Origin of the sequence: Mycoplasma miroungirhinis (genome assembly GCF_013008815.1) — a bacterium.
Lineage (GTDB): Bacteria > Bacillota_I > Bacilli_A > Mycoplasmatales > Metamycoplasmataceae > Metamycoplasma > Metamycoplasma miroungirhinis.
In genome coordinates, this window is record NZ_CP053097.1 from 475936 (window position 1) to 489740 (window position 13805).

The window sequence follows — 13805 nt, forward strand, 5'->3', positions numbered from 1 at the left end:
TACATTATTTCTCAAAATATAAACATAAAATTACACAATAATGTAAAATATTAATTAATATTGACTAAATTAGGAGAGACATATGTTAGAAGTACAAAATTTAAGCAAAGTATTTAGTGATAAAAAATTATTTCAAAATGTAAATTTAAAATTTTTAGAAGGTAATACATATGGAATAATCGGTGCAAATGGAGTAGGAAAATCAACATTTTTAAGAATAATAAGCGGACAAGAAGAAGCAAGTAGTGGTGAAATAATTAAATCAAAAGGTTCAAGAATTTCAGTACTAAGTCAAGACCAAAATGCTTTTGATGCATTTAATGTAACTGATGTTGTAATAATGGGAAATGATGAATTATACAAAATTCAAGTTGAAAAAAATGCAATTTATGAAAATCCAGAATCAACTATTGAAGACTATGAAAGAGCAAGTCACTTAGAAGAAAAATTCGGTGAAATGGGCGGATGAACTGCTGAAAATGATGCACAAATACTTCTATCAGGTTTAGGAATTGATGAAACAAAATGAAATCTACCTATGTCTAATTTAAAAGCTATTGAAAAAGTGAAAGTATTAATTGCTAAAGCATTATTTGGTAATCCAGATATTTTAATAATGGATGAGCCAACTAACCATTTAGATCTTAAATCAATTAAATGATTAGAAAACTTCTTAATTGATTATCAATATATTGTTATCGTAGTAAGTCATGATAGTGATTTTTTAGATTCAATTTGTACTCATACTGTTGATATAGACTTTAATGAAGCTAGATTATTTACAGGAAATTATAGTTTCTGAAAACAATCAAGTCAATTAATTTTAGAAATGCAAAAGCAAGCAAATCTAAAAAAAGAAGAACAAGCTGCAAAATTAAAAGAATTTATTGCTCGTTTTAGTGCAAATGCATCAAAATCTAAACAAGCAACAAGTAGAAAAAAAGCACTAGAAAAAATTGTCATTGATGAAATTAAACCTTCAAGTAGAAAATATCCATTTATTAATTTTGATTTAAATAGAGCACCTGGAAAACAAATTTTAGAAGTAAATAATTTAACTTATACAAATGATAAAGGTGAAACTTTATTTAAAAATGTTTCATTTACTTTAAAAAATGGTGAAAAAATGGCTTTAATTGGCGATGATGATATTGCAAAAACCAAATTTTTAGAAATTTTAATGGGACTTGAAAAACCAACTTCTGGTCAAATTAATTGAGGTATTACCATCAAACCTAATTATTTTCCAAATAATAATGCAAAATATTTTCAAAATGATTTAACAATAATGGAATGAATAAGCCAATGGCCACTTGAAAATTCAACTCAAGAAACAAAAGATAATTCAGATCATCGAATGAGATCTTATTTAGGTAGAATGTTATTTAGCAATGATTCAGTTTTTAAAAAAGTTAAAGTCACAAGTGGTGGTGAAAAAGCAAGATTAATGTTTAGTAAATTAATGCTAGAAGAATCTAATTTTTTAGTATTTGACCAACCTACTGACCATTTAGATTCTGAAAGTATTGATTCATTAATTGAAGCATTAGAAAGATATCAATCTGGAGTAATTTTTACAACTTATAACAGAGGACTTGTAAAAGCTGCTGCTAATGTGATTTTAGAAATTAAATCTAACGAAAGTTTCTTATACTATGGAACTTTAGATGAATATGAAGAAGAAATGGGTTATTAATAAATTTTATTAAAAGATAAAATTACAATCAAATGACAATATCATACAATAAATCAAATTACATTCCTAACACTATCTTAAATCTTGGTTGAAGATTTATAAGTATTACAATTTTTTTAGTTTTAGTTACAGAAAAATTCAGTTTTCAAGCAAATAATTTAAATAAACAAATTATTTTATATTTTAATCTCACAATATTATGTTTTGTAATACTTTTAAGTTTAATTTATCAAATATTATTTATTTTTAAGTATTTAAAAAATCTCAATAGTTTCAAAAATGATATAAAGAATGAAAATAACATTGTTTCTTTATATATATTTTTTGTTTTAATAACAATGCAAATCAATACTTATACTTGAATTACAAATCATTTTTTAATTAATTATGAACAGACAATTTTAAGTATTTTATCAGTAATGAATGTAATAATTTATGTTTTAGAACTTATGTTTTGTGTTTTTTATTTACTAAAATTTGTAAAAATTACTTTAAATAATAAAGAAGGATTTATTAACTTAATTTTTATTTTTACAACTTTATCTCTAAGTTCAACATTTTCTGTCAATTTAGGTGATTTTATTAATTTATGATTTTTTCAAATCATTTGATTTATTTCATTTTTATTAGTCATTTTTTTATACTTATTTAAAGCATATAAATTTATTTTTAACAGTTATAAAAATAATAAAAATATAGTAGCGATAGCAATATTTACAAGACCTTTAAACTTATTATTTTTAGGATTTATTGTAACTTTTAATCCTAATAAATTATTATTTAGTGATGATATAAAAAGTAAAATGTTTTTAATTGAATACTTAAATTTTCAACTCACATTTTTAAATAATTATATTTTATACACAACAATAACAACATTTTTATTACTGTTATGTCTTTTTACATATTTTTTTTGTTTTATACACAAATGAAAATATCATCTACAAAATAAAGATGATGAAAAATACATTTGATTGACCTTTCCAGGTTCAATTACATCAACAGTGATATTAAGAGTAAATGATTGAATTTATATAAATAACAATGTGATTTATTTTTTAATTTTGATAATAATATTTATTACTTATATAACAACTTTTATCGACACAATTAGATTGAATATAAGAAATATCTCAATATTAAAAAATGCTATAATTTAAATATTAAAAGGAGAAAAATGATAATAGATAATCTTATGCTTGAAGAATTTGAAAAACGTTTGAATTCTGATAAACAAGCAAATACAATAAAAAATACAATAGCAAAAAATGGTATTTATGCTTCATCTTTTAATAACAATATTTTAAAAAAACATAACAATGAATTTTCAAATGAAATCAAAACAGGAGATATTACTAATCAAGAATCATCTGGACGTTGCTGAATTTTTGCATCATTAAATATGGCAAGAATTAGTGCAATGGAAAAATTACAAGTTAAAGACTTAGAATTTTCTGAAAATTACTTATATTTCTTTGAAAAAATAGAAAAAGCAAATACTTTTTTCGAAAATATTATTCAATATGGTTTAGACTTAGATTTTAATGATAGATTAATGCAAATTTTTTTAGATAATCCAGTATCTGATGGTGGTTATTGAGAATGATATATATCATTAAATAAAAAATATGGAATTGTTCCAAAATACATTATGAATGAAACTTTTCACTCAGAAAACACTAGTATTTTTGAACAAACATTGAATTTAATAGCAAAAAAACATGCACTCAAAATCATCAATGCTCATAAACAAAATCAAGATAATCTGATTGCTAATCTAAAAAAAGAAGCACTTTATGAAATTTATCAAATTTGTGTCAAATCACTAGGAATGCCTCCAAAGACATTTGATTTTGAATATCGAGATAAAGATGATAAATTTCATCGCGAAACTAATTTAACTCCAATGGAATTTTATAAAAAATTTGTAGGTGAAGAATTAGACCAAAAAATTACTTTAGTATCTGATCCGAGAGAAATTTATCCTTATGGAAAAGTTATTGAATCTAAATATTTTAAAACTTCAATTGAAGGTAAAACTAACTATACATTAAACGTACCTATGGAAGAGTTAAAAAAAGCTACAATAAAAAGCATTTTAGATAATAAAAGTGTTTGGTTTGGTTGTGATGTTAGTCAATTTAAAGATAATAAATCAGGGATTTTAGATACAGAATTATATGATTTAAATAATGTTTTAGGTGTTGAAGATACTTTAACAAAAGCTCAAAAATTACAACTAGGAATAATTTCTCCAAATCACGCAATGAATTTTATAGGCGTTGATTTAGATGAAAAAGGGAATCCTATTAAATGAAAAGTTGAAAATTCTTGGGGTGATAAGGTTGGTAAAAAAGGTATTTTTAGTATGTCAGATAAATGATTTGAAGATTTTAACTTTGAATGTGTTGTAGATAAAAAATACGTTGATGAAAAATATCTAAAAGGTTTAGAAGAAGAATCTATTAAATTAGAAGCATGAGATCCGTTAGCATAATGAAAAATATTAATAATAAATTATTAAAAAAATTTAAACAAAGTTTTAATAAAAATCAAACTAATCATGTAATTGCAAATGCAATTGCTAAAAATGGAATAAAAAATGCTTCTTTTAACAATGATATTTTAAAAATTCATAACAACGTATTTAGTCATGAAATACAACAACCTTCAATTACAAATCAACAATCATCAGGTAGATGCTGAATTTTTGCTTCTCTAAATATGGCTCGTTTAGAAGCTATGAAAAATTTAAATATAGAAGATTTAGAACTAAGTCAATCTTATTTATATTTCTACGATAAATTAGAAAAAGTTAACAACTTTTTAGAAAATGTAATTCAAAATGGGCTTAATTTAGATTTTAATGATCCATTATTTAAGTATTTAATGGATAGTCCTGCTGATGATGGGGGATTTTGAGAGTGATTTTTAGGTTTAATTAATAAATATGGAATTGTTCCAAAATACTTAATGGATGATACTTTTGATGCAAAATCTTCACGTGAATTTATTGAAATTTTAAATACCAAAGCAAAAGAATGTGCTTCTAAAATAATTAAAGCATCTAAAAATAATGCATCTGAACAACAACTAAGAAAATTAAAAATTATAGCTCTTAATGATATTTATAATATTGCAAGTAAAACACTAGGTATTCCACCTGAAAAATTTGATTTTCAATATCGTGATAAAGATAAAAAAATCCAAAAAATTAAAAATATTACACCTTTAGAATTTTATAAAAAATACATCGGTGATAATGTCTTAAATAATAAAGTCAATTTAGTTTCTGATCCTCGTAAAATACATCCTTATGGAAAAGTTTTAAGTAGTAAATATTTTAATAGTGTGTATGAAAGTCCTAATAATTTACAATTAAATGTACCAATGAAAGAATTAATAGAAGCTACTAAAAAATCTATTTTAGATGGAGTTTCAGTTCCTTTTGCTTGTGATGTATCTAAATTTCACGACCGAAAATCAGGAATTATGGATTTAAATGTTTATGATTATAACAATACATTAGTTTATTTAAATTTAAATCGGGAACAAAGACTAAATTTACATCAATCATTACCTACACATTTAATGAACATAGTAGGAGTTGATATTGATTCAAATGGAAATATTATTAAATGAAAAGTTGAAAATTCTTGAGGAGAAGATATCGCATTTAAAGGTATTTTCAGTATGTCAAATGATTGATTTAAAGAATATAATTACCAATGTGTAGTAGATAAAAAATATGTTCAATCAAAATATTTAAAAGGTTTAGAACAAGAACATATTATTTTAGATTACACAGATCCATTAGCGTATTTACACTAAAAAATAAAAATTAAATTAGCAGACGATGTTAGTTTAATTTTTTTATTTTAGTTTTTTAATTTAAAGTAGTGTATTTTATTATTTCAATTTTTTTTTACCTCTATACCATACTTTTTTTTTACTTTATATATTTAAAAACACAAAAAAAATAAAAATAGAATACAAAAAAAATTCCATTTTTATTTATTTCTTGTATAATATCTTTAAGAAAATTAAGAAAGGAAAAAATGAAAATATCATCTTTTAAATATTCACAATTCGCTTTTAAAACAGTTTTTAAAAAGAAAAGCTCAATTATTTTACCTATTTTAACGTTAATTATTTCTTTTATTTTAGGTCTTATTTTTAAATTTGCTATTAGTGAAAAATACTTATTTTTATCATATTATTTATATATTTTTGCAATTTTAATTGAAACAGTTTTATTTGCATCAATTAAGGCTTTAAATATTTTTAAAGACTTTGAACAAGAAGGATTAGAACTATTAACATTATCTAAACCTATTTCTAGAAATAATGTTATATTAGGTAAATTATGAACATTAATTTATTTTGGTCTAGTTTGGTCAATAATTTTATTTATTTCAAGTCTATTTAGCACATATGCTTTATATTCAGATTCATTACTTTTTTTATATTCATTATTATTATTTGCAGTAGGATTTGCAACTTATTTATTAATATCATTAATAACAGCTTTAATAAATTATAAATTTAATCAAAAAATATCAATTACTTTACCTATGATATTTTTTATTCCATTATTATTAGGTGGATCATTACTATCTGCTAATGCAACTTCAAATATAAATAATGCAGCCTATTATATTAATAAAAAATATCCATATCATTTTTCAGGAAATGAAGTAAATGTAGAACCTTTTTATTTAAATAATAATAAAGATGAATTATTATTAATTACAAATGGTTTAGAAAATAAACAATTTAGTGATAAACAAACATCATATTTAGAAGAAGTTATGAAAATAGCTAATAAATCATCAAAAGAATGACAAATTTATTCTTGACTTTCAGTTCCATACCAATTATTAGATGTGTTTAATTTCCAAAATAAAAATGTTTTTGAATCTATTTCAAAAAATAACTTCTCTAATTTAAATAATTACATTTATTACAAGGATTTAGATAGTATTTTATTTAAGTATAAATTAGATAAAAATGTCAATTTACAAAAATATTTAACTTCATCTAATATACAAAAATACATAGTACCTGGTTTATTAAAATCACATTCTCAAATTCAAAATACAATTAATACTGATATTATCTATGCAAGACAAGGTGCAGATAGTATAAATGATGTATTTTCAGAAGATAGTTCTGAATTTTCTAGTGAAAATAATTTAGTTGGAAAATTAAAATGGGAATATGTTGATGAAATTTTAAAAGATCAAAATTTTAATAAAATTGCAAAGAAATTTATTGATAATTTTACTAACAATCAACAAGAACATAACTTAATTAATCTTCATAAAAAACTATTAAATGCAATTTCTTTATATATTCAAGATGAAAAAAGTGATGTAAATCAGTATTTAAATCCTAATTTAACTTTATTTAATCCGTTTGCAATTAAAGAAAAGAAATTACAATCAGAAATTGAAAGAAAAATATATTTTGCTGTTGCATTATTAAATTTTATTTACTTTAATTATCAAAATACAGAACTATATCAAGCAACGATAAAAAATATTAATACAGTTGATACTTTTGGTGATAGTCAAATCAAATTAAATCTTTTTGATCATACATATTTAATTGGTGGTTATGAAAGTTATGAAAAAATTTCATTAGTTAAAGATAAAAATGTGGTAATTAGATATAGTTTAGTAAATAGTGATAAAAATTACTTATTTGTTTCAGACAATCAAGTATTTGCAATTAATAGAGATGTTCAAATTGTTAATAAAAATGTTTATGCTCTTTTATGAATAATGCTAATTATTATTTTATTCAATGGTGTATTTATTTTATACAAAAGAAAGGATTATAAATAATTATGGAAAATATTTTAGAGGTAATTGATTTAACAAAAGTATTTACTAAAAGTAAAAGAGGAATAAAAAACATTAATTTTTCAGTATCTAGTGGTGATTTTCATGCATTTATTGGGGAAAATGGTGCAGGTAAAACTACTACTATTAAAACAATTATTGGAGCATATACAAATTATCAAGGAAATGTTTTGATAAATAATTTAAACATAAAAAAAGCTGAAGCAAAAGCAATAATTGGTTATGTGTCTGAAGTTGCTATTTTTCCTAAAGAATTAAGTATTTTTGATTATTTATATAATTTATTAATTTTATCTAATGTTCAAAAACAAGAAGCTAAAAATAAAATTAATAAATATTTAAAATTATTTAATATTGAACATTTAAAAAACGAAAAACCATATACTTTTTCAACTGGTCAAAAGAAAAAAGTATTATTAATTCAAGCTTTATTACATAATCCAAAACTTTTAATTTTAGATGAACCAGCAGCTAATTTAGATCCAAGCGCAAGATTTGAACTATTTTCTCTTTTAAAAGAAATAAATGAAAAAGAAAAAGTAACTATTTTTATTAGTTCTCATGTTTTAGCAGAAATTGATAAATATGTAAATTCTGTGACACTTATTCATAATGGTGAAATTTTATATTCAGGAACAAAACAAGAATCATTAGAAAAATTATTTTATGAAAAAGTTATTGCTAATTAGTTCTTCTTTACTATTACCATTATTGCCTTTAAGTGTAATGAGTTGTGCATCTCAAAATCAAAGTAGTAATTTATTATCATTTCCAAAAAAACCGCAAAATAATTTTGCTGAAAATATTCATATTAATAAACTTCTTGATTTTTTTGTAAATAAAGATACTAACCAAAAGAAAATATATGTCTCTCAACAAACAAATAAATCATCTTCAAAAAATACAGAATTAAAATACTCATTTGTTTATGATCCTATTTTCATTTTCAATGGAGGTTTTGGTGGTAGTGATTTTGAAGATTTAAGAAATATCTCTTTAAAAGTTATTGATAATACTTTACAAAATGACTGATATTGAACATTACTTAATATAACAAGCTTTAATTATATTTTTAGTCCTTATGGAGATAGATATAAACCTTTAGATAATGAAAAAGAATTATTCCAAGAAACACAAGATTTTCTAAATTCAATTTCTCTAAAAATTCAAAATCTAGAGCCTAAACAATTAATAACTATTAAATATAATGAAATAGATAAACTAAAAAAATATAATGTATACAAAGACAAAGAATCTTGATACTTAATTTTTGATGAAAATAAAGCAATTAAAATATGAAAATATTTAGATAATAATGTTCCTAAATTAAAAATAACTCCTGATTTATTAATTTTTAAAGATAAAAAAAACATATCAAAACAATTAACTGAATTAGAAGAGGAAATTTTTAAACAACATCAAAGTCAATTTAATCAAGATTATGAAAATTATAGTAAATATTATTCAGATCAAGATGAAGGGGAGTTTTTAACAAAAAGAAATGATAAAAACTATTTGGAATTTCAAACAGTAGAGCAATATAATAAAAATTTAGTAGAAGCTATAAACAAAATCAATGAAGAAAAAATAAAAATATTTAGATTTACAATGAGGGATATTGATGAAAATAAAAAATAAATGATTTTTAGCATTAACAATAGCAACTACTATCCCAGCAGGTTTTTCATTAATAGCTTGTAGTACTACAGAAAATAATAATAATTTGCAAAACAATATTCCTAAAGAATTTGATTTTATTCCAGCACTACAAAGTAATCAAGAGATAAACACAAATTCTATAATTAATAAATTAATTAATATAGTTTTTAAAAACAATGAAGTTAAAAAAACTCAATTTTTAGAGACTCAAAAACAAAAAGAACAATTAACAAATAAACTCAAAGAATTATCAATTGAATTTAATGAAACACAAAATACTGATAAATTAAATGATTTTTATACTCAAAATTGATTATTTATAATTAAAAACATTGATAAATTACAATGAACATTTACTAATTGATGAATATTTCCTGAATTTGAAAATGCAAAATATTCACAACAATTTTTAGAAAAAATTGCTGATGCAGATAACCCAGAGAACTTAAAATTTGATAATAATAATTGAAATCAATTACAAGAAGGAGATGAATCTCGGGAATCTAGTGATGATGTTTTTTATCTAAGAAAAGATAATTTTTTAATAAGAATTTATATTTCACGAGAAGGAGATAATAAAGTAATTTTTAAAAATATAATTTACTTTTTTAAATCAAGAACAAAAAATATATCAATCAAATTAATATCTGATTCAGTTCATAATGCTTTAATTCACAAACAACAAATAGGTTTTGATTCATTTGAAAATGATGTTGTTAGTGATTATGGTTTTGGATCTTTAGGAGTATTATTATGAAAGGAAAACAATGAACAAGATATATAAAAAAATACTAATGTTTTCATCATTATTATCAACTTCTTTATTACCTATTTTAGCTATATCATGTACAAATTCTCAAAATAATACAAAAGATGAAAATCAATTAAAAACAATATTTATTACTGATAATAATACTCAAAAAGAACAAAATTGAAACATTTTTTTAAATTATGAACATGTTAATGCTTTATTAAATTTAGTTTTTAAAAATGAAGCGGATAAAAAGGAATATATTCAAAAACAAAAAAATATACCAGATGATTATTTAGAATTAATTAAAAATTATTTATTTTATATTAATAACATTGTTATTATGTATCGTCCAGAATCAATATCTAAAGGTGGAATTTTTGGTGGAGGTCTTTTTGGCAATAATAAAAATTCCAAAAAAGTCGTTGCTGTGAGTGAATTTAAAAATAAACTTGAAGAACTATACAAACAAAATTGATTATGATTTTTATTTAATATTGATAAGTTTGTTTTTTCTTACAATGAAGATATCGACCAATTTAGTGGTTCTATTGATTTATTAACACAAGATACTCAAAAAAATAGTTTAGAAAACTCACCTTTTATAACTTTAAATACCAATCAAATTGAAAAATATTCAATTTATGAAGATAAAAATGATGATAGTTTAAATTACATAGTATATTTACTTACTAAACAAGGTTTGATTTTAAATATTCAATTAACTCAAGAACTAGATAATCCAATTGATGAAGAAGATGAAGAATACGAAGATGAAGATGAAACAAATGATACAGATAGTCAAAATGTTCAATCAAAGACAAAAGACAATCCAGTACAAAATCCAATAGAAGTGGAAATTTCTCCTTTTGCTGAAATTTATCCATCTTTTTTTGAAAATCAATCATTAATTAAAGATTTTGATTTATTAAATTATGTTCGTGCACAAATTTTTTCAAAAAATATTGGTAGTTCTAAAAAAGCCTTTAAAATTCATTTCGATGATAAATACGGAGGAAGTCCTAAAAGATTTACTCTTGTATATGTAAACAATGAAAATACTTATAAAGAAGCATAAAGTTTAATACTTTATGTTTTTTATTAAAAACTGACACAATATAAAGTTGTGTCAGTATATTATTATTCTTTTTCCTCTGATGCTTTAGAATCAATATTAAAATATTCTTTGATTCCATCAATATATTTATGGATGTCTTGTTGATTAATATTTTCTTTGTCTAATGATTCAAATTGTTGTTGTAATAAGGCATTGACCATTTCTAATTCATCTTTTAATTGACTTTCAACATTATCTGAATAAGATGAGTAATTATTTGATTTAGCAACTTCTGGGTTATTCATTAAATTAACAACTGATTCAAGAGCAATTCTATCTGTTAATTCATTAAAACGTTTTGAACCTTCTTCTGTATAAATTTGGTAAGGATTTTTTTGTGAATATTGAACTAAATTTGATGATTGTCTTAACTTATCCATAACATTAATATGATTTTGTCATGCATTATCAAATACACCTAAAATAATTTGTCTTTCAGAAATGACTAATGAAGAAATACCATATTTATCAATGAAATTTTCTCTTAATTGTTCATATTGTTCAATAAATTTATCAGCAACAAATTCAGCTAAATCTATTTTATCATACTTAGAAATTTCAGCTTTGTCAAATTTATAATCACAATATCTCATTCAATTGCTATTTAAGTATTCAGCAAAATTTAAATAATCAAAACTATTGTTTTTTAAAACAAAATAATCATTATTAACTACTTGTTTAGCTGATGAAACTATCATTTTATTAATTATTTCACCCATGTCTTCACGTTCTAAAATTCAGTCACGTTGTTGATAAATTAAATCACGTTGCTGTCTAATAACATCATCATAATTTAAAACACTTTTACGATTATCGTAGTTAAAACCTTCAATTTTCTTTTGGGCTCTTAAAAAAGCTTTTTTAATGGCTTGACCTTCGATTGGTTGGTCTTTGTATTCTTTAAACATTTCTTTTCATTTATCTTGAAGACCAAAACGTAAAATTAATTGATCATCTAAACTTAAAAAGAATTTTGTATAACCAACATCACCTTGACGACCTGAACGACCTTTTAATTGATTATCAATTCTTCTACTTTCTGCTTTATCTGTTCCCAGAACATATAATCCACCAGCTGCTTTTGCTTCTGGTGAAGGTTTAATATCTGTTCCACGACCAGCCATATTAGTTGCAATAGTAACAGCGCCTAGTTGTCCAGCTGCAGAAATAATATTAGCTTCTTCTGCGTTTTGTTTTGCATTTAAAACAGTATGAGGTATGTTTGCTTTAACTAAATATTCATGTAATATTTCTGAATCTTCTACTTGTGCAGTACCAATTAAAATAGGTTGCTTACGTTCATAAACTTTTTTAACCTCTTCAACAATTGCTAAATATTTTGAGTGCATATCAACAAAAATTACATCTTCATCATCATATCTCACCATTGGTCTATTTGTAGGTATAACATTTACTCTCATGTTATAAATATCAATGAATTCTTTTTCTTCAGTTTTTGCTGTTCCTGTCATACCTGAAAGTTTTTTAAATAATCTAAAAAAGTTTTGATATGTAATGGTTGCTTGAGTTTTATTTTCAGATTCTATTTCAATTCTTTCTTTAGCTTGAATTGCTTGTTGAAGACCTTCAGAATAAGCACGACCTTCCATAATACGACCAGTAAAGGAATCAACTAATTCTATTTTGTCATCTCTTACGATGTATTCAACATCTAGTTTCATAATTTTATGTGCTCTTAAAGCGTTTTGAATTCTATGAACTAGTTCTGAATTTTCAATATTATATAAATTACTGAAATTAAAATAAGTATTTGCTTTGGAAATACCTTCATCAGTTAAATAAACACTTTTAGTTTCCTCATCAATGTAATAATCTTCTTCTGATAATATCCGCACAAATAAATCAGCTACAGTATATAGTGGACTTTCTTCATTATCTCCACCACTTATAATTAAAGGTGTCTTAGCTTCATCAATTAAAATACTATCAACCTCATCTAAAAGAATATAATTTAATCCTCTTTGGACTTTTTCTTCTTTGGCTAAAACCATATTATCTCTTAAATAATCAAATCCTAGTTCTGAATGAATTGAGTAAGTAATATCACAATTATATGCTTGACGTTTTAGTTCAGTAGACATTTGTGCTTTATTAATACCAACACTTAAACCTAATCAGTTAAAAACTTCACCCATTTCTTTTGCATCACGTTCAGCTAAATATTCGTTAACAGTAGAAACAATAACATTTTCACCAGTTAAAGCATTTAAATACACTGGTGCGATCGAAGTTATAGTTTTTCCTTCTCCAGTTTTCATTTCTGCTACTGAACCTAAATCTAAAATTACACCACCTAACATTTGTACATCAAAAGGTCTTTTCCCTAGTACACGTTTTGTAGCTTCTCTACTAACTGCAAAAGCTTCTACCCGAATATCTTCAGTAGTTTCACCTTTTGTCAGCCTTTGTTTAAATTCAATAGTTTTAGCTTTTAATTGACTATCTGTTAGTTTTGATACATAATCTTCTAAAATATTGATTTCATATAAAGTATTATAAGCAATACGCATTTCTGCACTTTTAAAATTCATTTTATATCATTTATCTTGCTTATTTTCTTTTTTTGGAATTATTCATTTCCCATTTTCATCATAATGATTGTTAGAATTAAAAACTGTATTGTTACTTTGCTTTTTTTCAAGTTTGTTCATGTATATAATTTTACTATATAAAATTAATTTTAAACATTAAGAA

The 13805-nt window shown here is 23.0% G+C and carries 10 protein-coding genes; 9 read left to right on the forward strand and 1 reads right to left on the reverse strand.

The genetic code is table 4. The annotated features are described in order from the left end of the window. Window positions 1-82 precede the first annotated feature (82 nt). From HLA92_RS01990 to HLA92_RS02030, 9 genes are all read left to right on the forward strand, one after another. The gene (locus HLA92_RS01990; protein WP_171113028.1) at window positions 83-1696 is read left to right on the forward strand and encodes an ABC-F family ATP-binding cassette domain-containing protein; all 1614 of its coding nucleotides are present in this window, start codon (window positions 83-85) and stop codon (window positions 1694-1696) included. 32 nt (window positions 1697-1728) lie between these two features. Then, window positions 1729-2856, forward strand: a complete 1128-nt coding sequence (locus HLA92_RS01995; RefSeq protein WP_171113030.1) for a hypothetical protein — start codon at window positions 1729-1731, stop codon at window positions 2854-2856. A 17-nt stretch (window positions 2857-2873) separates the two neighbouring features. Beyond that, on the forward strand, window positions 2874-4193 hold the full coding sequence (locus HLA92_RS02000) for a C1 family peptidase (protein ID WP_171113032.1): 1320 nt from the start codon (window positions 2874-2876) through the stop codon (window positions 4191-4193). Beyond that, window positions 4175-5527, forward strand: a complete 1353-nt coding sequence (locus HLA92_RS02005; protein ID WP_171113034.1) for a C1 family peptidase — start codon at window positions 4175-4177, stop codon at window positions 5525-5527. Before HLA92_RS02000 ends, HLA92_RS02005 begins: the two co-directional genes overlap by 19 nt. Window positions 5528-5754: 227 nt before the next feature. Next, a complete protein-coding gene (locus HLA92_RS02010; protein WP_171113036.1) occupies window positions 5755-7545 on the forward strand; it encodes an ABC transporter permease in 1791 nt (596 codons plus the stop codon). A 2-nt stretch (window positions 7546-7547) separates the two neighbouring features. Beyond that, on the forward strand, window positions 7548-8252 hold the full coding sequence (locus HLA92_RS02015) for an ABC transporter ATP-binding protein (protein ID WP_171113038.1): 705 nt from the start codon (window positions 7548-7550) through the stop codon (window positions 8250-8252). Continuing rightward, window positions 8230-9201: an aromatic motif membrane protein gene (locus HLA92_RS02020; RefSeq protein WP_171113041.1), complete on the forward strand. Its 972-nt coding sequence runs from the start codon at window positions 8230-8232 to the stop codon at window positions 9199-9201. Before HLA92_RS02015 ends, HLA92_RS02020 begins: the two co-directional genes overlap by 23 nt. Then, window positions 9185-10006: an aromatic motif membrane protein gene (locus HLA92_RS02025; RefSeq protein ID WP_171113044.1), complete on the forward strand. Its 822-nt coding sequence runs from the start codon at window positions 9185-9187 to the stop codon at window positions 10004-10006. Before HLA92_RS02020 ends, HLA92_RS02025 begins: the two co-directional genes overlap by 17 nt. Next, window positions 9990-11051 (forward strand): aromatic motif membrane protein, encoded by a 1062-nt coding sequence (locus HLA92_RS02030; protein WP_171113046.1) that lies wholly within the window; start codon window positions 9990-9992, stop codon window positions 11049-11051. The genes HLA92_RS02025 and HLA92_RS02030 overlap by 17 nt, the downstream gene beginning before the upstream one ends. A gap of 62 nt (window positions 11052-11113) precedes the next feature. Here the strand turns inward: HLA92_RS02030 and secA are convergent, their stop codons facing one another. Continuing rightward, window positions 11114-13762 carry a preprotein translocase subunit SecA gene (gene secA / locus HLA92_RS02035; protein WP_336508842.1) on the reverse strand — a complete coding sequence of 883 codons (2649 nt, stop codon included), beginning with the start codon at window positions 13760-13762 and terminating at the stop codon, window positions 11114-11116. Window positions 13763-13805 lie beyond the last annotated feature (43 nt).